Source organism: Niallia taxi, from assembly GCF_032818155.1.
GTDB classification, from domain to species: Bacteria; Bacillota; Bacilli; order Bacillales; family Cytobacillaceae; genus Niallia; species Niallia taxi_A.
The window spans coordinates 208,821-228,586 of sequence record NZ_CP102589.1 but is presented as its reverse complement, the minus strand read 5'-3'; the positions used below and the strand labels follow the sequence as shown (position 1 = coordinate 228,586).

Below are 19,766 nucleotides of genomic sequence, written 5' to 3'. Positions count from 1 at the left end.
CGTCCAAGTGGTGATGGAGGAGTTTTTTTAAAAAAAATAAAGAAAATATAATTTAGTACCTTGCAATGAATAATAGCTGGTGTTATATTATTAACTAAAGAATAGTACTGTTTATTGTGCAGTACTGAAAGAAAGGTGATTTGTGTTTGAACGTCCAATTTAAAAAAGGAGTCCTTGAGCTTTGTGTTCTTGTCCTGCTCGATAAAAAAGACAGATACGGATACGAGCTTGTGCAAAAAATTTCCGATCAGATAGAGATATCGGAAGGCTCTGTTTATCCACTGTTAAGAAGACTAACAAAAGAAGAGTACTTTACAACCTATTTACAGGAATCCACAGAAGGCCCTCCAAGAAAATATTACACACTAACAGAAAAAGGAAGGGAATACCTCCAAACATTGCTGCTGGAATGGGAGCAATTCAGAGACGGTGTTGATACTTTAATTAAAGAAGGTGCTAGTGATGAGTAAGGAACAATTTATAAAAGAACTGTCTGTATTATTGAAGGATTTAAGTGCACAAGAAAGACAAGAGGTACTGAATGATTATGAAGAGCATTTTCAATTTGGTATGGATGAAGGGAAAACAGAGAACGAAATTGCAGCATCATTAGGGTCGCCAAAAATTCTTGCGAAAGAAATACTCGCTAATTATCATATAGAAAATGCAAAAGGAGCTCAAACAGCTGGAAATGTCGTGCGGGCAGTATGGGCAGTGATTGGGCTAAGCTTCTTTAATCTAGTCTTCGTTTTAGGCCCATTCATTGGGCTAGTTGGGATTATATTTGCAGGATGGATTATTAGTTTTGCTGGAATAGCTTCTCCGATTCTTGTTCTTCTAAATAATCTTTTTGGCAGGTATTTTGACTCCTTTGAATGGTTTATGGCAATAGGATATTGCGGTGTTGGTCTGCTTCTTCTTATTGCAATGCAATGGATTACAAAATGGTTCACAAGAGGATTTATCCGGTATATTTCATACAATGCAGCATTAGTTAAAGGAGGCGTTAAGCGATGAACAAACGAAAGCTACTTTGGGCTGGAGCAATTTTGCTTGTTATCGGACTTCTTGGCAGTGTTGCTACCTATAAGCAAAGCACAGCAAAATATGCTATAAATGAAAACAAGACAATGGAAAGCGAAAATTTCGAAAATGTGGAGGTTTCTGCGGATAATGCTACGATTGAAATTTATCCATCTGAAGATTCTTCTTCATATGCTGAGTTAACAGGAACGAAAAGAGGGAAAAGAGAGCTGGACTTTTCTGCTGATGTTAATGGAAACACATTAAAGGTGACAGCTAAGGAAAAAGGAAGTCAGCTTTTTTCAGTGAATTTCTTTGAAGGCAGTGAGCTTAACTTGAAGCTATACTTGTCAGATAAACAATATACTAAAGTATTGGCGGAAATTAGCAACGGCAAAATTGCCATTCAGGAGCTGTCTGCTAAACAGGTTGATGTTCATACTGACAATGGCCGATTGGACCTCGCTAATCTTAATGCAGACAAAGTTAAGGCTAGGTCTGCCAATGGACGAATCCAGCTGGACAATGTTTCAGGCGAGATAGAAGGAAAAACAATGAACGGAAGTATAGAACTGAACACAGAGACATTGGATGAGGATATTCGCTTAGAAACAAATAATGGCGAAATTTCGATAACAACTGAAAAGGAGCCTGAGAATACGAGCATAACGGCAGAAACGGAAAACGGTGATATTGAAATGTTCGACAATTCCAATTCAAACCTTATCTTCGGAAATGGCGGAAAGAAAGTAAGCCTAAAAACAAACAATGGTGATATCGAGGTAAATTAGTAAAAAAGGGCTCCTTTTCTATATGAAAAAGGAGCCTTTTTATTTAGGGAATTTTTATGAAATAAAGCTGTTGACAAGTAAACGTTTACACGATTACCTTTATATAGACCAATCGTTATAATTTTTTTAGGGAGGATATTAATTTGGGTGAAAAGGGAAACACTCGTGAGCTGATTCTGGAGACAGCCTCTCGATTATTCCAGACACAGGGCTATTATGGTACTGGCTTGAATCAAATAATTGCAGAGAGCAAAACGCCGAAAGGATCACTTTATTACTATTTCCCTAATGGTAAAGAGGAATTAGCAATAGAGGCAATAAAATATACAGAAAGTCTACTGCTTCAGAAGACAAAGGAAATGCTGTTTTCTACAAGTGATCCAATAGTAGCTTTTCAGCTACATCTAAATGAGATTGCCGCTGATTTTGATAAAAAGGAAAGTGTACAGGGCATGCCGATCGGACTCATCGCATCGGAAACAGCATCGACTTGTGAGCCGATAAGAAAGGCGTGTGTAGTGTCATTTGAAAAGTGGCAAGCTGTTTATACGGAGAAGCTTAAAGAAAGCGGATTTCCTGCTGAAGAAGCTGCAGATTTAAGCATTGTTATTAATTCTATGATAGAGGGAGCAATTGTGTTGTGTTTGACAAAACAGTCAGGCAAACCATTGAGAATTGTTTCCGAAAAGCTTTCAAAGCTGCTGTCTCAAGAAAAGTAAGAAAGAAGGGGATTAAATAATGGAAATGAATATGGACGCGGTAAAGGGGAAGTCAATGGAGGGCAAGCAGTTTAGAACAGTGCCTATCGTAGCTTCTTTCCTGATTGCCGGTTTTATAGGTATGTTCAGTGAAACAGCCTTAAATATGGCATTAAATGATTTGATTACAATTTTTAATATTGCGCCGACAACGGTTCAATGGCTTACAACTGGATTTTTGCTGACATTAGGAATTCTTGTTCCGATTTCAGGGTTATTATTGCAATGGTTTGAAACAAGACAGCTATTCTTTGCTTCATTGGCCTTCTCTATTCTCGGAACGTTGATTGCTGCTCTTGCACCGACCTTCGAATTTTTGTTAGTGGCTAGAATCGTGCAGGCTGTTGGTACTGCATTGCTGCTGCCTTTAATGTTTAATACGATACTGCTTATCTTCCCTCCAGAAAAAAGAGGAGGAGCTATGGGAATGATCGGGCTTGTTATCATGTTCGCTCCCGCTACTGGACCGACGATTTCAGGTTTGATTATTGAAAATCTTACATGGCATTGGATTTTCTGGATTTCCTTACCGTTCTTAGTATTTGCTTTATTATTCGGAATTCGTTATATGGAAAATGTCTCAACTGTAACTAAACCGAAAATAGATATATTATCAATCCTGCTTTCTACATTAGGATTTGGTGGAATTGTGTTTGGCTTCAGCAGTGCTGGAGAAGGTGGAGATCACTCAGGTGGCTGGGAAAGCCCAGTTGTCATTGTCTCATTAATTGTAGGTGTGCTTTCACTGCTGTTATTCTCTATTCGACAGCTTAAAATGGAACAGCCTATGATCAATCTGCGCACATTTAAATACCCAATGTTTGTATTAGGACTTCTATTAGTATTTATGTCAATGATGATTATTCTTTCTACCATGCTGCTACTTCCAATGTACCTGCAGGGCGGTTTGGGATTAACTAGCTTTACAGCAGGTCTATTATTGCTTCCTGGTGGCTTAATTAATGGATTCCTATCACCTGTTATGGGAAGGCTGTTTGACAAATATGGACCTAAGTGGCTTGTCCTTCCAGGGCTTGCATTGTGTACAGTAGTGCTTTGGTTCTTCACTGGTGTTACAACTACGTCAACAGTTGCTTTAATTATCGTGCTGCACAGCTGTTTAATGATTGGAGTTTCTATGATCATGATGCCAGCACAAACAAATGGGTTGAATCAGCTTCCACCACAGCTATATCCTGATGGAACTGCAATCATGAATACATTACAACAGGTTGCTGGTGCTATTGGTACGGCAATTGGTGTTTCTATCTTGGCATCAGGTCAGAAAACCTTCTTGGCAGATGTAAGTAATCCAGCGGATCCAGCTAATATCCCGGCAGCTTTAACTGCTGGTGTGCAAAATGCCTTTATTTTTGCACTGATTGTTGCAGCAATTGGATTTGCTTGTAGTTTCTTTATTAAAAGAGTTAAACCAAAGCATTAATAATAGAAGAAAGCAGTCTACTTTATGTAGACTGCTTTTTTTGTTTCAAAAATTGTAGAATTACCACGGATTTCTCTAAGTTACAGTCGACAAATCTACTGGATATGCTTTTTTATGAAGGCTTTTCTAAAACCAAAGCACTAATTTTCTTCATTATTAAAACTATCTTTACAAACATTTACCAATATTTAATTTTCGCTAAACGATTCCCATACAATCTAATTCTATACTTGACACAAAGGTTCAAAATACACATAAACAGTCTACGAGGTGACAATAAATGCGTGAAAAGAGCTTGAATATCTACCACGATTATTCCATTGTCGAAGGGGAAAACTTCTCCGTACCAAAGGAAGCAGCATACTACTTGTATACGAAAAGGTGTTTAGATCTGCTGCTTGCAAGCATTGGAATAATCTTGGCGATACCAATCATAGCTGTCTTCGCTATCCTAGTTGTATTAGAGAGCCCTGGCTCACCATTTTATATCCAGCAGCGAGTTGGAAAAAACGGAAATTACTTTAACTTAATAAAGCTTCGCTCGATGCATAATGACGCGGAAAAGGAAGGCGCTAAATGGGCTGAAGCAAATGATCCACGTGTAACAAAGATTGGGAATTTTATGAGAAAAACAAGAATAGACGAGCTTCCACAGCTTTTATCTGTTTTGAAGGGTGACATGTCCATTATTGGCCCACGCCCGGAAAGACCAGTATTTACAGCTCAGTTTGACAGTGAAATACCTGGCTTTGCAAAAAGGCTTGCAGTAAGACCTGGTTTAACAGGGCTCGCACAGGTAAGTGGTGGGTATGAAATCACTCCTGGTGAAAAGCTTAAGTATGACCTTGAGTACATATCCAACCTGACGTTTAAGCTGGAGTTAAAAATCATGCTGAAGACAGTAAAAGTATTGGTTACTGGAGAGGGTGCCCGTTAATTGTTTACATTCGCGCAGGAGAAATCAGCATTTTCAACATATAGCAGTCTGTAGTTAGTGCTGCTTTTTAAGACAAGCTGGTTTTTCTCATTGTGTGGTTAGAGGACGTGCTTTATTCACTAAAAAAGGCACCTCCTATTTTTATATTTGGAAGTGTATTTTCGGATTTTAGTCTACCCGCTTTGGGCTAGTTAAATTCTGTTTTATTAGGATAAAATAGTTGGCTGTTGTAAATACATTTGTGTATGTTCAGCCTATTAGTATGCTTTATTTCCGAAGTTATCAGTTGGTTTAAATAAAACGAAAAAGGAAGAGAAGCATGAAGATTCTTTGGATTACGAGCGTTTATCCAAGTAAAGAACAGCCTGGCAATGGCGTATTCCATGAGACACAGGTTCAAGCTTTAAAAAAACTTGGGCTTAGTATAACGGTAATCTGTCCAACACCGCAAAATCACGCCGTTATAAGGACGTTAAAGAAAACATATAAGCAAAAGAGCTTGCCGTTCTTTGAAGTGCGAAATGGAGTGGAGGTTTATCGGCCGATCTACACAGCACTTCCAGGGCAACTCAGATGGGCACAGCCTGATAAAAGAATTGCTAAGGCAGTTTTGGAGACGATCCAAGATAAGCAAATCCAATTTGATATGATACACGCTCATTTTGCTATGCCGTCAGGAGGTGCTGCCCATATCGTTTCAAGAGAGCTGGAAAAACCATGGCTGCTTACACTGCACGGAAGCGATGTACATGTTTATCCCTCCTTCAGCAGGAGTGCGAACCGTGCATTTCAGCGCTCTGTTCACGCTGCTGATGAAGTAGTAGCTATTGGAAGGAATCTCGCTGAAGCAGCCCAGAAAAAGACGGGGAGGAAAAGCATTGTTCTGCCGATTGGTATAAATCTCTCTGAATTTAATTATGAAGAAATACCGAAGGAGAAGGTCAGAAAGGAGCTTCAGCTTCCTGCTGACAAAAAGCTAATTACCTTTATTGGCAGGCTTGTGAAGGAAAAAGGAGTTTACGAGCTTGCGGATAGTCTAAACCGTTTGCCAGACGATATGGCTGTTGTGTTGGTCGGAGATGGTCCGGCAAGGGATGATTTGAAAAAACATGAACACTATGGAAAACGGCTGTTTCTGCCAGGTCAAATTAGTAATGATAAGGTGAAAGACTTCTTACAGGCAAGTGATATATTCGCGTTGCCTTCCTATTCTGAAGGAATGCCAACTGTTGTTATTGAGGCAATTTCTATGAAGGTACCAGTTGTCTGCACAGCAGTAGGAGGTGTCCCTGACCTTTTCGGTGAGTACAGTCATTTGCTGATACAGCCGAAATCGGTCGACAGCATTGTTGAAAGAGTAATGGACTATACATCAGGTAAATACGATCTTTCTGCTATTAAAGGAAACTTGTTTAAGTCAGTACAAGACAACTTTCATGTAGGCAGGAATGCCGTAATCTTAGAAGAACGCTATCGAAAACTGGCATTGGGTCAAAGTCATTTAACAAAGCATTAAGGGGGAGTAAGGATGAGCAGAGTAGTTATAACAGGAGGAGCAGGATTTATTGGTTCCCATATTGCAGAAGAGTTGTTAGCGAATAATTATGAAGTGATTGTAATAGATAATTTAACTACAGGTAATTATCGAAATATTAGCCATCTTCCAATTAAATTGTACGAATATGATATTACCGATTCCTCCAGCATAGATTTCATTTCTTCTTTAGAACCAGAGTACATTATCCATCAAGCTGCTCAAGTGAGTGTGGCCGAATCAGTCCATGATATTCTCCATGATGAAAATGTTAATGTGAAGGGATCATTGCATGTTATTAAAGCAGCTATAAAAGCATCTGTTAAAAAGCTCGTGTTCGCATCGTCTGCAGCTGTCTATGGAAATCCGGTTTTCTTGCCTGTTACAACAGATCATCCGACAATGCCAGAATCTCCATATGGTTTGACAAAGCTGACGGTGGAGAGGTATTTGCAAATGGCCTATAAGTTTTATCAATTGCCATACAGCATTCTTCGTTACAGTAATGTTTACGGTCCAAGGCAGGATGCAAAGGGAGAAGGTGGTGTCGTCTCTATTTTTGCTGACAAGATAGCTGAAAGAAAAGCACCAGTTATATTTGGAGATGGAGAGCAGACAAGGGACTTCATTTATGTAAAGGATGTCGCAAAAGCAAATGTTAAAGCCTTAACGGCTCAAGGTAATATATGTGTGAATATTTCTACTCAGACGCAAATTACAGTCAATGCGTTATGGGAGACAATGGTTAGAGCAGGTGATATTCAATTAAAGGCAGAGCACCAGGAAGCTAGGCCGGGAGATATTTTGCATAGTACCTTATGTAATAAAAAAACGTTAGAACTATTGGATTGGGCCCCGCAAACAAGCCTGGAGGATGGTTTGAAGGATACATTAGCTTTTACGAGAAGTCTACTCCAAGGCACAAATTGACTAACGGAAAGAAAGGGTCTGAACAGTAAATGGAAAGCAAGCAACTAGTCTGCCAGACAATTGGAGCGCTAATCGTTGTCATGGTGTTACTCCCCCTTCTTTATGCGATGAGGGAAGCCGATATGGGGCTTGCGCTTCTTCTGCTTGTGAGCTTAGTGGGGCTGCTCCTTTTTTTATATTTAAAATCGACGTTTGGCTTGGAGGATATGGCGAGGGGAGCAGTATATGCAACCCTCGTTACTACCTTTTTGAACCAGTCTATTTTAAGCGTCAACATTGGTTTTTTTAGTTTATTTCTTTACAGAATTTTACTCATTGCCGCAGTAGCCACTTATATCCTGTATACACTTTCAGAAAAAGGCCTAAAAGCAGATTTTGACGGGATTTCTGTTAAAGGTATATGGCTGTTTTTAGCTATTTGGCTTGCCTATGGGACAGTATCAATGCTTTGGTCGAAATCTATTATTGATAACTTCAAGTATATGTCTCTCATGTGGATGGGGGTGTTATTCGTATACTTGGCCAATGTCATATTTACGCGAATATCCCGTCTATTAATCTTTTACGGAATTTGGATGGGAATGACCATCTTTTTGTTGGTGCTTGGATTAATAAATCATTTTCTTCGTATTCAACTGCCGAGCTCAAGTCTATATGGTGCTAGTGAATATAGGAATGGCTTTCCAACAGCAGTGTTTACGAACCAGAATGATTTTGCTACGTTTTTAAGCATTACATTCTTTTTCTACGTGGCAGCAGCCAAAAACAGCAGTAGTTTAAAGGTACGGTTACCTGCGCTTTTTTTGAGTATTTTAACCCTTTATGTCCTTTATTTGACTGAATCACGTGCAGGCATACTTGCAGTCATTATTGGGCTGTGCTTATATGTCTTCCTGCTGGTAAGTGACAAAGTGAAAAAGCTGCTTTTAATAGGTTCTGTCTCTGTAGCAGGGATTGCTATTCTATTACTTTCTGGAAGAATATTAGACAAACTCCAGCTCGCTTTCACACAAGCAAGCTATTATGGTGCAACTGAAACAATGCCCTCCAACTTAGCGAGAATAAATTTGCTGCGAAACACCCTTCAGTATATCCTTGATACTTTCGGATTAGGCGTGGGAGCAGGAAATATTCCATATTATTTAAAGCACAATCCAGCCTTTTCAACAGGTGGTGTACTGCAAGTACATAATTGGCTGGCTGAAATAGCTGGCAACTTTGGGGTTTTTATTCTTCTCGGTTATGTCGGGTTAATCCTTTCATTATTTATCCAATTGTACAGGATCTACAGAAAGGCTAACGGCCGGGCTTATAAAATGCTTTTAGAGGCAAGTATGGTCGGACTGGCAGCATTTATGGCGTCTAGTATCAGCCCGAGTACAATCAGTAATTTGTATTTTCATTGGGTATTGATGGGCTTTGTCATTTCCGTTCTGTCAGTATTTAAAAACAGACTTAACACCGTGGATAAGGGGATTGAAATTCATGAAAGATAGTTTGAAACGTATTGTTGGCAGATTGAAGAAATATGGATGGGCAATTTTAATTATATGCCTAGCAATGCCAATTCTCGGCTGGTTTATGCCTATAGGTAACAACAACGGGCAGTCGGAATATAGTTCAGAAGCGATAATTAAACTGGGAAACTATGAAAACAGCTATTTAACTAATGCCGATCAGCTTGTTTCCTTGTTATCAAATGAAACATCATTTAAAAAAATTCTGCCAGATGTTTGGGAGGAAGGCATTACGGAAGAGCTAACTGTCTCTGTTACCCCAAGTAAATTGGTTGTGTTGAATATAACAGGGAATGATGAACAAACAGTAGACAGACTTTCTGAAATGGAGAATGCAATCATGAAGCTAGATCAGTCTGCCTATGAGGAAAAAAGCGAAATAATTGAATCTAGCATACAAGCTTTAGAGTCAGCAAGTGCGAGCAGTGATGCGATTGTTGACCAAGAGCGTTTTCTGTATGAATTGAAAACAGAAAAGCTTGGCTTAGAACCAGCTATGTTAATCAAGGAAGCTTATTTAAAGGGACAGATCCAAGAGGCTTCTGCAAAGGATAGAGTTGTTTTAGGTGCGTTATTAGGTATTCTCGCTAGTGTTCTAATCCTAATCACCCCAGAATTCATCCGAGCACATTCTAAATAATGAGGTGTCTTTGTGAAAGAACTGGTTTCAATAATTATGCCGTCTTACAACAGCAAGGATTTTATTTCTGATAGTATTCAGTCTGTTATGAGTCAGACCTATTCCAATTGGGAGCTGATTATTGTAGATGATTGCTCGACGGATGGAACCCAAGCACTTTTGGCTGAGTGGGAACAAGCAGATAATAGGATACATGTGAAGTACAGAAAAGAAAATGGTGGAGCAGCCATGGCAAGAAACATGGCTATAGATAATGCTTCTGGAAGATATATTGCCTTTTTAGACAGTGATGATAGATGGAAGCCACATAAGCTGGAGCTGCAGCTTGGCTTTATGCAGGAAAACAGCTATGCTTTTACATTCTCTTCCTATGAATATATATCAAGAGATGGTGAATCACTTAAGAAGTGGGTCCATGCACCAAAGGTCATCTCCTATCAAGATATGCTGAAAAATACAATCGTGGGCTGTCTAACAGTTATTGTTGACCGAAGCATTGTTGGACCATTCCAGATGCCGAACATACGGACTCGGCAGGACTTGGCAACATGGCTTAGCATCTTAAAAAAAGGTCATAACGCTTATGGAATGACTGAGATACTTGCAGAATACCGTGTTGGCAATGACTCTATCTCAAATAACAAATGGAAGTCAGCCCAGAAGACATGGTTTGTCTATCGGGAAATTGAGAGACTTAATCTAGCTAAAGCAGCTTGGTGTTTTTCGCATTATGCCTACCATGCGATAAGAAAAAGAATGTAAGGTGGTCTGGATGAAATCAATTCATGTACTTGTAGCAACTGGAGAATGGGAAAACGACCAATTGCGCTATAGAAGACATCGTTTGGCAGAATATTTACAAAAACAAGAGGATACACATGAAGTTATTTGGTTATGTCCTGGGAAATCACTGGACACTAATGCCGAGAAGCTGTTGGAAAATGGTGTTAGACAATGGAAAATTGCTGACCTAGGAGAAAGTAAACTATTACGTTTCAGTCGGTTTATTTCTATTTTCTATAAAAATAAACTAGCTTCACTTATTGCATATTTAAGGGATAAAAAGGATATGTATGAGATTAAGCTATGGTACACATACCCCGCATTTCCAAATTTGGCAAATATGTTTTCTTGGAACAAGATAATATATGACTGCAGTGATCTATGGGCTGAATCAATTAATGGCAGTAAATCAGCAGTATCAATGCTCAAGCATAAGATAATTCATAGTGGCGAGAGCACAATTATCAATAAGGCCAATATTATCACATGTACCTCTGTGTTTTTAGAGGAGCAAGTGAAGGAAAGATTGCAAGGCTCAAGCAGAGAAAAGGTTTACACGTATGAGAATGGTGTGGATTTTTCCCTTTTTCAACACAAGGAAAAGGCTGATCATGTTATAGGTAAGGGTAATGGACCTGTGTTAGGGTATATTGGTGGCATAAAGCCGAAGCTGGATTTCGCCCTCATTCAGGCAACAGCAGAGAGCAGGCCGGATTGGCAGTTCCTATTTGTCGGGCCTGACGGAACGAATGGAAATGAAGAGTTTCAAAGACTGTTGAAGCTTCCCAATGTGACATGGACAGGTAGCGTACCTCCGCCACTAGTTTCTCATTATATGAATTTAATCGATATTGGCATAATGCCATACAAACCATCCATTTATAACAAAGCGATATTTCCTCTTAAACTTTTTGAATTTCTTGCTGCAGGAAAAGCAGCCATTGGAACGAATCTGCCATCCACACAGGGATATGCTGAAAAGGGTGTATATATTTGCCTAGAAGGCAGTGATACAGACAGCTTTATATTAGCCTGTGAGGAAATAAGGATAAATAAAGCGGTAAAGAATATAGAAGAAAGACGGATATCGCTAGCGAAAACAAAGGATTGGAACAGTATCTTTGCACAAATGACAAAGCTATGAAAGAAAAAACTCAACTATTATAAGCCCAAACCATTATGTGGAACTTTAAGCCTACGCGTAATGGTTTGGGTTATTTATTTTGGTTCCTCCTCTTCCTTTCATTTATTAATAAGCTAGTTAAAAGCGATTCTCGGTAAACAATGCTAAAATAATGAATAGTTCTAAGCGGCTATACTAAATTGTTAACAAAAAAGTCATTATATATATTCTCTTTTTTAATGGGAATAATGGCATAATATATACAGGAAAGACTTGCGAGGCGGTGTAATTATTTTGAAGAATGTAGTCGTTGTTGGTGGAGGCATAACAGGTTTATCTGCCATGTACTATTTACAGAAAATAAAAAGAGAACATAAACTGGATATCAAGCTTATATTAATAGAAGCAGAAAAGTCTCTAGGTGGAAAGATTCATACGATTCAAAAAGGGAACTTTATTATGGAAACCGGAGCGGATTCCATAGTAGCGAGAAACAAGAATGTTCTCCCTTTCGTCAAAGAGTTGGGATTAGAGGAAGAGCTTGTATATAATGCAACTGGAATTTCCTATATTCATACGAAGGATAAGCTTTTAGAAATACCAAAGGACTCTGTATTCGGTATCCCGATGACGATAGAATCCTTGTTTTCGAGTGAGTTAATTTCTACAAAAGGAAAGCTAGAAGCACTTAAGGACTTGTTTAAAACAAATAAACACTTTACGAAGGAAACCTCGATAGGAGAGTTCTTGGAATACTTTTTAGGGAAGGAAATCGTCGAAAAACAAATTACACCTGTATTGGCAGGAGTATATTCTGGAGGCTTATATAATTTGACGATGGCTTCGACCTTACCGTATTTGCTTGATTATAAAGAGAAGTACGGCAGCATCATTCACGGATTAGGAAAAAATAAAAGTCAATTTCAGTCTGCTTCGAATAAAAAATTTATATCCTTCCAAAATGGACTCTCGACAATTATTAACCGTCTTGAGGAAGTGTTGGAAGATGTTGAAATCAAAAAGGAAGCTGCAGTTACATCCATTAGAAAAGTGGAGCAGGTCTACAGTATTGGTCTTGCATCAGGTGATATTCTACAGGCCGATCATATTGTGCTAACTGCACCGCATCAGGTTGCTGAAAAGCTGCTTGCGACAGAAGGTCTTGCAGAGGAGTTTGCAAAGCTTCAAAACTCGTCCAACATTACGATGTACCTTGCTTACGACATTCCAGACGATCGGCTTCCTAAGGACGGAACTGGGTTCATAGTTGCAGAGGACAGTGATTTAACCTGTAATGCATGTACATGGACAAGTAGAAAGTGGACACATACCTCTAAAAGCAGCAGCCTGTTACTGAGATTATTCTATAAAAAGTCGAATCCGGCATACAAGCATCTTAATTCATTAACAGAAGAGGAACTGTTAAAGGTAGCGGTTAAGGATGTTGAAAAGAGTCTCGGAATCACGGAAAAGCCAACAAGCTATGAAGTGACAAAATGGAATGACTTAATGCCTGTTTACTCGCTGCAGCATAAATCTGCAATTGATTCAATAAATAAGGGGATGGCTGAGCTTTACCCGAATATACTGCTCGCAGGCAGTTCTTATTATGGAGTGGGAATTGCTGCATGTATCGCAAATGGAGAGGAAATTGCAGTTGAATTAGCAAAACCTTTACTGTAGGTGAAAGGGTGCTGGTGTAAACCAGCACCTCTCTTATCACCGCTTCTTCTTAAATCTAATGAACACTAGGATTAGCAGCAGCAGGGATATAAAGAAGGCTGTGTAAGATACAGCAAGCTCAGTCTGCCAATTTTTTATCCCGATTGCAATATATGCCCATATAATTACGAGGGAATAAGCCCAATCCTTTTCCATAACACGGAAGAATATCCCCAAAATTCCGCCGATAGCAAGTAAAGAGACAGTCCAAAGTGGCTCAGGTGGACCTAATCCGATGTATGTGAGGAAATAGCTTATATTAACAATGGAAGCAACGGATATCCAGCCTATGTAAATCGAGAATGGAAAGACATCGAAAAAGCGATAAGCAGCAGATTTTATTGCTTTATAAAGTATAAGCAGTGTTAACAGCAATAATAGAATAACAATTACCGATATGGCAAACAGCTCATAGTGCCATACGAGAATCCAGGTAGCATTTAGGATACATGTAATCACGAATAGAATACTGCTTGTTTTCGTATACGAAATTCCCCTGTACTTTTTTATGAAGCCCCGTACGAGCCAGATGGCCAACAAAACGTAAATTAGTCCCCATATCATAAAGGCATAGGAGGCAGGAGTTATGAGCACTTCTAGCTTATTTGAAATTTCACCAGTTGTTTGACCGTTGATTGGGATAATATTGGCAAGTGCGTTTACTATGACCATAATCACATAAAACAACAGGCTAAGAATGAGATAGGACAATTCAAACCCTCCTTTTTTTCATTCTTATTCCACAAATCTGAAACATATAATCATCTGATGAAAATATTAGGAAAGATTTTGCTTTGATGGAGAACAATACTAATGATTTAATATATACTTATTTTTTTGTAGAAAGCAACTTCATACATTTATTATAATGAAAGCTGAATGAAAAAAAGACATTAGAATTCCTAAATAGGGGCTATTAAAAATGATGGACCAAATTATATTGACATATATTGTAATAATGGCTACAGGCGGCGTATTGCAGCTTGTACTGGCTTTTATTGGCTATACAAATAGGCATGTTTTTGCAGGAACCCAAACATTTGCTTGGCTGTCGCTGTTTTCTGCCATTTATGCTTTTGGACATGCACTTGAACTTACGAGTACAACAGGGGAAGGCGTCATGTTTTGGGTTGTTTTTCAGTACTTAGGTATGCCTTTTTCTGCGCCAGCAACCTTGATTCTTGTTTTGCAGTATATAGGCCTAGATAAGCATATCAATAAAAAAACATTGTTTCTTTATTATCTTATCCCTTTGCTCACATTTCTTTTTATATCAACAAATAACTACCACCATTTATTTTACAAACATGTTAATTTTGTTCAGAACCATGGGGCCTTATTACTGGATATGACAGTTGGACAATGGTATGTTGTCCACGGAAGCTACACATTTGGCACATTGTTTGTCGCAGCACTTTTTCTAATATGGTATTGGATTAAGACAAAGACAAAGCATTGGAAACAAATTTTAACATTATTAATTGGCGTTTTGTTGCCGATCACAACATCCTTGCTGTATTTAATAGGAATGACACCATATAGCATAGACCCTGTACCAATTGTTATGTGTATCACAGGATTGTTGTATTTATGGGCGATTATGTCCACACATATGCTGACAGTGGCTCCTGTTGCTAAGGATTATTTGTTTGAAAGCATGAGGGACGCGGTCATTGTTCTGGATTTATCGAAAAAGGTGGTTGAATATAATCCACTTGCATCCCAGCTATTTCCGGCTTTGAAGAATGGAAAACGGATTGATGATATAATGATGTACAACGGTGATATCTTACCGTTTCATAACAGTGTGAATGAGAATTCTGTTAATGAGCTAGAATGGAAAGATAGAGACAAATATTATCAAATAAGAATTTCGCCAATTCATAAGCGAAATCATATTGTTGTAGGAACTGCAATTGTTATCAATGACATAACAGAGTTAAAGCAAGTACAGAAGCAGTTGCGAGAATTGGCCTATAATGATGGTCTTACTAAAATATATAATCGGACATATTTTATGGAGAAATCCAAGCAAGCAATTATGAAAGATAGCCAAGCTCAGGATTGTACATCCTTGCTTCTATTCGATGTAGATCATTTCAAAAGAATTAACGATACGTATGGACATTTTGCTGGAGATGATGCTTTACGACATATCGTCTCTGTTACACAAGGTCTGCTTGAGAAGGACATGCTTTTTGGCAGATATGGCGGAGAAGAGTTTGTTCTGCTGCTTCCTGGTTACTCCCTTGAATCAGCGGCAGAAGTAGCAGCTCGAATTAGAGCTAAACTTGAAGTGTCGAGTTTCTATTCAAAAGGAGATGCACTAACTATTACGGCAAGCTTTGGAGTTGCAGCTAAAAGGAATATTAGTAATCCTGAAGAAGCGTTAAGCGTTCTAGCCGAAAAGGCAGATCTGGCATTGTATGAAGCGAAACGAAATGGCAGAAACAGAGTGTATATCGAAATAAATAAAGAGTTTCGAGAACAAGGCTATATATATTCTGTAAAATAACTTTTAGGACAAGCATTTGCGCATGATTGCGTTAGGCAGGGAAAAGCAAGGAGTGAAGCTTCTAAATGAATATCCTTTCAGCAAAAGATGTAAAGATAGGCTATGACGAAAAAATTATTGTGGAGCAATTGAGTTTGGAAATAGAAACTGGGAAAATCACGACGATTATCGGACCAAATGGTTGTGGAAAGTCGACGATATTAAAGGCTTTAGCTAGGTTAAATAAAGTGAAGGCTGGCGCAATTTACTTGGATGGCGAAGCCATTCAAAAGATTCCCACCAAAAATATCGCTAAAAAAATGGCAGTGCTGCCCCAATCTCCAGATTCTCCGAACGGCTTAACAACGTATGAGCTTGTTTCCTATGGTCGCTCCCCTCATCAAAAGGGCTTTGGCAGATTAGGGGAAAGAGATAAAGAAGTAATTGAATGGGCCCTTGAGGTTACAGGCTTGTCTGAATGGAAATACCAAGAAGTAGATACCTTATCAGGCGGACAAAGACAAAGAGCATGGATAGCTATGGCAATTGCTCAAGAGACGGAGCTTCTTTTACTGGATGAGCCGACTACCTATCTTGATATGGCCCATCAGCTAGAGGTGCTTCAGTTACTTAAAAAGCTTAACGAAGAAGAGCAAAGAACAATTGTGATGGTGATCCATGATCTTAACCACGCTTCGCGTTTTTCTGATAAGATGATTGCAATGAAAAAGGGTCAGCTGATAAAAGAAGGTACACCGAATGAGGTAATGACTGCAGCGGTTTTGAAGGATGTTTTTCATGTGGATGCAGAAATAGTGACAGACCCAAGAACAAATAAGCCTGCTTGCTTATCGTATGACTTGGTAGGAATGGAACCTAGAAAAGAAAAATCGTTAGCTCCAAGCTGAGATAACGGCCAGTTATAAAGACATAAAGCAGCTGGTTACCTCATATAATGTTACAAAAATATAAAATTCATATAAAAAAGATAATTGTTGTCGTTAGGATAAGTAAGATTGTTATACAATGATAAAGTGCTTTTAAAGACCGAAATATTAACAGAAGGTTGAGATTATGAAAAATAATGATATGAAAGAAAAATTACTGCAGATAATGACAGAAGATGAAGTGAAAATAGATGAGCCATTAAGTCAGTATACGTATACAAAAATCGGCGGAAATGCAGATTACCTGTTGTTCCCGACTACGTTTGAACAGCTTCAGCAAGCTTATAAAATAGCGCTACTGGCTGAAATCCCAATTACGATTTTAGGAAATGGTTCAAATGTGCTAATCAAGGATGGCGGAATTCGCGGTGCTGTGTTCAACTTGACGAAGCTTGCGAATATTCGACTAGAAGGCGATAAGGTATTTGCTCAAAGTGGAGCAGCCCTCATTGACACATCTAGATTTGCATTGGAGCAATCCTTAACAGGTCTTGAATTTGCGTGTGGAATTCCAGGCTCAATCGGTGGTGCTCTTTACATGAATGCCGGAGCTTATGGTGGTGAAATTGCAGATGTGTTAGAAAGCGCCACTGTACTTACAGCTGAGGGTGAAATTATCTCTGTTCAAAAGGAAGACTTGGAACTAGGATATCGCACTAGTAATATTGCGAAAAACAACTATGTAGTGATAGAAGCAGTCTTTCAGCTTCAAGCTGGAAGCTATGATGTGATTAAAGCGAAGATGGACGAATTAACCTATCTTCGAGAATCAAAACAGCCTTTAGAATATCCGTCATGCGGCAGTGTCTTCAAAAGGCCGCCAGGTTACTTTGCCGGAAAATTGATCCAAGACAGCAATCTTCAAGGAACAAAAATTGGAGGGGCGCAAGTCTCTACAAAGCATGCCGGCTTTATCGTAAACGTAGATAATGCGACTGCAGACGATTATATTTCCCTAATCAAACATGTACAAAAAACGGTCAAAGAGAATTATGACGTTAACTTGGAAACAGAAGTTAGAATAATTGGGGAAGATAAGTAGTTGTAAAAGGAAAAGCCACATTGCCTAGTAAAGCAATGTGGCTTTTTTTTTCATTATTTTTTAGTTAGTCCTTGGTTTGTCAGGATATTTTCCGGATATTTACTTTTTATTATCTTTGTAAATTTGTATAAAAAATATCCCAATAGACTTCCAAATACATTCAAAATAAAGTCATCAATATCTGCGGCACGCCCAACTGTAAAAAAGTACTGAGTAACCTCAATTGTTAACGAAGCAAAGGCCCCTAGAAAGATTGTCACAAGCCATTTGAATCTGCGCCGATAAATGGAGGGTACTAGTAAGCCAAAAGGAATAAACATGATAATATTGCCTAGTGTATAAAGCATCCAAAAAATAGAAGGCTTATTTTCATATTGATAAAGTATTTGCACATACGGTACCAAGTTGATATTCCCTCTATTGCCAGAAGGAGTGAAATGGAAGGGAGTCAATGTAACATACATGACCATCAATAAATAAAGAAAAAAGATATTAACGAGAAATTCTCTTTTCGCGTTGATAACTTGTTTTTTCTTCGAACGATAAATTCTGTAGTAAACCCACATTGGGACAAGCAGAAGGAGGATTATTGGGAAGTTGAGAGCCAATTCGATATCCGTCTGAATCCATATGATAAATAAAAGAGTCAGAAAAGCTAGTAGGATGATTTTTTTCGGTATGTACACTTTCAAATCTCAAAATCCTTTCATGTTATAAATACATTATATATATATGGTCTCTTAAATTAAAGTAGAAGGCGAAAATGCAGAAGTGCAGATTACTTTACTATTTATCCAAGGATTCCCATAATAGAAGAGAAGGGCAATATTCTTCGCAGGAATTTGATTTTCCTACAATCCCGAATATGGAAACAAGGAGATGGATTATTTTGAGTAGCAAAGTTCAAATTGGAAAAACCTCAATGCAAGTGACAAAGCTAGGTTATGGAGCAAACTCTGTTGGAGGACATAATTTATTTCCTAACTTAAAAGATGCAACTGGTAAGGAAGTAGTCAATGCGGCCTTGGATGCAGGAGTAGACTTTTTAGATACTGCTTTTATTTATGGGCTTGGAAAGTCAGAGGAATTGATCGGGGAAGTGCTCAAAGAGCGTGGAAACAGAGATAAAGTAGTAATTGCCAGCAAAGCAGCGCATAAGCCAGTGGACGGAAAAATTGTGTTAGATAATAGCCGTCAATTCTTAAGAGACTCTGTAGAGGAAAGCTTGAAAAAACTGCAGACTGATCATATTGATTTGTTTTATGTTCATTATCCAGATGGTACCACTCCATTGGCAGAAGTGGCAGGTACGCTTAAGGAGCTAAAGGACGAAGGGAAAATTGGAGCAGTTGGCGCATCTAACTTAAATGCAGAGCAATTAAAGGAATTTAACAAGGATGGTTACTTGGAAGTCTTTCAAGGAGAATATTCGCTTTTGAAAAGAGAAGCGGAAAACTCCTTTTTGCCATATTGTGTGGAAAACGGCATAAGCTTTGTACCATATTTCCCGTTAGCATCAGGTTTGCTGACAGGAAAGTTCTCCAAGGATGCTAAATTTGATGATATCCGGGCGAAGGATCCGCTTTTTCAAGGAGATGCATTCCTGCAAAACTTGGAAAAGGTTGAGCAGTTAAAAGCATTGGCTAAAGAAAAGGGCTTTGATGCAACTCACTTGGCGCTAGCGTGGCTTTTAAAGCAGCCTGCAGTGGATGTAATTATACCAGGCGCTAAAACGGTCGCACAGCTGCAAAATAACTTAAGAACATTAGATGTCGATTTGACAGATGATGAAACAGCAAGGATTAGCAGGATCTTTTCCTGATTAGTTTGATGTGCACCCTAATTTGCTAGGGTGCTTTTTTTATAAGAATAAAGCTATTTTGAAATAATAAATCGGCAACAGTCTAGTAGAAGGGAAGAATAAACAAAAGTGGAATTATGTTAGAATACTTAACGTTAAATGTGATGATGGTCCTTATTTTAAAAGATAAAGCGTGTTTTATTTGATATATATATTTTTTCTGAAAACGATGAGAAGAAATTATACCAATTTTTCTATGATAGTGTTACAATGATTTAAA

General features: G+C 38.5%; 19 protein-coding genes. 17 read left to right on the top strand and 2 right to left on the bottom strand.

What is annotated here, in order from left to right; all coding sequences use genetic code 11:
* Nucleotides 1-146: 146 nt before the first annotated feature.
* The 13 genes from NQZ71_RS01100 to NQZ71_RS01040 all read left to right on the top strand — a co-directional run bounded on the left by NQZ71_RS01100 (nt 147) and on the right by NQZ71_RS01040 (nt 13,163).
* Entirely contained in the window at nt 147-470 is a 324-nt protein-coding gene (locus NQZ71_RS01100; RefSeq protein WP_144457453.1) for a PadR family transcriptional regulator, read from the top strand.
* Complete coding sequence (locus NQZ71_RS01095; protein WP_144457451.1) at nt 463-1,017, top strand: HAAS signaling domain-containing protein; 555 nt, start codon at nt 463-465, stop codon at nt 1,015-1,017. The genes NQZ71_RS01100 and NQZ71_RS01095 overlap by 8 nt, the downstream gene beginning before the upstream one ends.
* Nucleotides 1,014-1,814 carry a DUF4097 family beta strand repeat-containing protein gene (locus tag NQZ71_RS01090; protein ID WP_317011201.1) on the top strand — a complete coding sequence of 267 codons (801 nt, stop codon included), beginning with the start codon at nt 1,014-1,016 and terminating at the stop codon, nt 1,812-1,814. Before NQZ71_RS01095 ends, NQZ71_RS01090 begins: the two co-directional genes overlap by 4 nt.
* Before the next feature lie 143 nt (nt 1,815-1,957).
* Entirely contained in the window at nt 1,958-2,533 is a 576-nt protein-coding gene (locus NQZ71_RS01085; protein ID WP_317011199.1) for a TetR/AcrR family transcriptional regulator, read from the top strand.
* 55 nt (nt 2,534-2,588) lie between these two features.
* The gene (lmr(B), locus tag NQZ71_RS01080) at nt 2,589-4,016 is read left to right on the top strand and encodes a lincomycin efflux MFS transporter Lmr(B) (protein ID WP_260054788.1); all 1,428 of its coding nucleotides are present in this window, start codon (nt 2,589-2,591) and stop codon (nt 4,014-4,016) included.
* A 280-nt stretch (nt 4,017-4,296) separates the two neighbouring features.
* A complete protein-coding gene (locus NQZ71_RS01075; protein ID WP_144457445.1) occupies nt 4,297-4,953 on the top strand; it encodes a sugar transferase in 657 nt (218 codons plus the stop codon).
* A 319-nt stretch (nt 4,954-5,272) separates the two neighbouring features.
* Nucleotides 5,273-6,469, top strand: a complete 1,197-nt coding sequence (gene tuaC, locus NQZ71_RS01070; protein ID WP_144457443.1) for a teichuronic acid biosynthesis protein TuaC — start codon at nt 5,273-5,275, stop codon at nt 6,467-6,469.
* Nucleotides 6,470-6,481: 12 nt separating this feature from the next.
* Complete coding sequence (locus tag NQZ71_RS01065; protein ID WP_144457441.1) at nt 6,482-7,417, top strand: NAD-dependent epimerase/dehydratase family protein; 936 nt, start codon at nt 6,482-6,484, stop codon at nt 7,415-7,417.
* A 29-nt stretch (nt 7,418-7,446) separates the two neighbouring features.
* Nucleotides 7,447-8,913: a teichuronic acid biosynthesis protein TuaE gene (tuaE, locus tag NQZ71_RS01060; protein ID WP_317011198.1), complete on the top strand. Its 1,467-nt coding sequence runs from the start codon at nt 7,447-7,449 to the stop codon at nt 8,911-8,913.
* Entirely contained in the window at nt 8,903-9,574 is a 672-nt protein-coding gene (locus tag NQZ71_RS01055) for a hypothetical protein (protein ID WP_144457437.1), read from the top strand. Before tuaE ends, NQZ71_RS01055 begins: the two co-directional genes overlap by 11 nt.
* 36 nt (nt 9,575-9,610) lie before the next feature.
* Complete coding sequence (gene tuaG, locus NQZ71_RS01050; RefSeq protein WP_144457545.1) at nt 9,611-10,336, top strand: teichuronic acid biosynthesis protein TuaG; 726 nt, start codon at nt 9,611-9,613, stop codon at nt 10,334-10,336.
* Between the two features lie 10 nt (nt 10,337-10,346).
* Nucleotides 10,347-11,501, top strand: coding sequence for a teichuronic acid biosynthesis protein TuaH (gene tuaH, locus NQZ71_RS01045; RefSeq protein ID WP_144457435.1), 1,155 nt, complete (start codon nt 10,347-10,349; stop codon nt 11,499-11,501).
* Nucleotides 11,502-11,774: 273 nt separating this feature from the next.
* Nucleotides 11,775-13,163, top strand: coding sequence for a protoporphyrinogen oxidase (locus NQZ71_RS01040; RefSeq protein ID WP_317011197.1), 1,389 nt, complete (start codon nt 11,775-11,777; stop codon nt 13,161-13,163).
* Nucleotides 13,164-13,199: 36 nt separating this feature from the next.
* On the opposite strand, the gene NQZ71_RS01035 is transcribed toward NQZ71_RS01040, so the two are convergent.
* Nucleotides 13,200-13,913 carry a tryptophan-rich sensory protein gene (locus tag NQZ71_RS01035; protein ID WP_144457432.1) on the bottom strand — a complete coding sequence of 238 codons (714 nt, stop codon included), beginning with the start codon at nt 13,911-13,913 and terminating at the stop codon, nt 13,200-13,202.
* Between the two features lie 211 nt (nt 13,914-14,124).
* Between NQZ71_RS01035 and NQZ71_RS01030 the strand changes: the two genes are divergently transcribed.
* The 3 genes from NQZ71_RS01030 (at nt 14,125) to murB (ending at nt 17,685) form a co-directional block, all read left to right on the top strand.
* The gene (locus NQZ71_RS01030) at nt 14,125-15,717 is read left to right on the top strand and encodes a histidine kinase N-terminal 7TM domain-containing diguanylate cyclase (protein WP_275009646.1); all 1,593 of its coding nucleotides are present in this window, start codon (nt 14,125-14,127) and stop codon (nt 15,715-15,717) included.
* A 65-nt stretch (nt 15,718-15,782) separates the two neighbouring features.
* A complete protein-coding gene (locus NQZ71_RS01025; RefSeq protein ID WP_144457428.1) occupies nt 15,783-16,604 on the top strand; it encodes an ABC transporter ATP-binding protein in 822 nt (273 codons plus the stop codon).
* A 166-nt stretch (nt 16,605-16,770) separates the two neighbouring features.
* Nucleotides 16,771-17,685 carry a UDP-N-acetylmuramate dehydrogenase gene (murB, locus tag NQZ71_RS01020; protein ID WP_275009645.1) on the top strand — a complete coding sequence of 305 codons (915 nt, stop codon included), beginning with the start codon at nt 16,771-16,773 and terminating at the stop codon, nt 17,683-17,685.
* Nucleotides 17,686-17,738: 53 nt separating this feature from the next.
* Here murB and NQZ71_RS01015 read toward each other — a convergent pair whose 3' ends face one another.
* The gene (locus NQZ71_RS01015; protein ID WP_275009667.1) at nt 17,739-18,371 is read right to left on the bottom strand and encodes a VanZ family protein; all 633 of its coding nucleotides are present in this window, start codon (nt 18,369-18,371) and stop codon (nt 17,739-17,741) included.
* Between the two features lie 236 nt (nt 18,372-18,607).
* Here NQZ71_RS01015 and NQZ71_RS01010 point away from each other — a divergent pair, with 236 nt between their 5' ends.
* Nucleotides 18,608-19,507 (top strand): aldo/keto reductase, encoded by a 900-nt coding sequence (locus tag NQZ71_RS01010; protein ID WP_275009666.1) that lies wholly within the window; start codon nt 18,608-18,610, stop codon nt 19,505-19,507.
* Nucleotides 19,508-19,766: the final 259 nt, after the last annotated feature.

Coding starts and splice junctions, on each gene's coding strand:
- NQZ71_RS01095 (WP_144457451.1), top strand. CDS start 463: ATGAGTAAGGAACAATTTATAAAAGAACTGTCTGTATTATTGAAGGAT.
- NQZ71_RS01090 (WP_317011201.1), top strand. CDS start 1,014: ATGAACAAACGAAAGCTACTTTGGGCTGGAGCAATTTTGCTTGTTATC.
- NQZ71_RS01075 (WP_144457445.1), top strand. CDS start 4,297: ATGCGTGAAAAGAGCTTGAATATCTACCACGATTATTCCATTGTCGAA.
- tuaC (WP_144457443.1), top strand. CDS start 5,273: ATGAAGATTCTTTGGATTACGAGCGTTTATCCAAGTAAAGAACAGCCT.
- NQZ71_RS01065 (WP_144457441.1), top strand. CDS start 6,482: ATGAGCAGAGTAGTTATAACAGGAGGAGCAGGATTTATTGGTTCCCAT.
- tuaE (WP_317011198.1), top strand. CDS start 7,447: ATGGAAAGCAAGCAACTAGTCTGCCAGACAATTGGAGCGCTAATCGTT.
- NQZ71_RS01055 (WP_144457437.1), top strand. CDS start 8,903: ATGAAAGATAGTTTGAAACGTATTGTTGGCAGATTGAAGAAATATGGA.
- tuaG (WP_144457545.1), top strand. CDS start 9,611: ATGCCGTCTTACAACAGCAAGGATTTTATTTCTGATAGTATTCAGTCT.
- tuaH (WP_144457435.1), top strand. CDS start 10,347: ATGAAATCAATTCATGTACTTGTAGCAACTGGAGAATGGGAAAACGAC.
- NQZ71_RS01030 (WP_275009646.1), top strand. CDS start 14,125: ATGATGGACCAAATTATATTGACATATATTGTAATAATGGCTACAGGC.
- NQZ71_RS01025 (WP_144457428.1), top strand. CDS start 15,783: ATGAATATCCTTTCAGCAAAAGATGTAAAGATAGGCTATGACGAAAAA.
- murB (WP_275009645.1), top strand. CDS start 16,771: ATGAAAAATAATGATATGAAAGAAAAATTACTGCAGATAATGACAGAA.
- NQZ71_RS01010 (WP_275009666.1), top strand. CDS start 18,608: ATGCAAGTGACAAAGCTAGGTTATGGAGCAAACTCTGTTGGAGGACAT.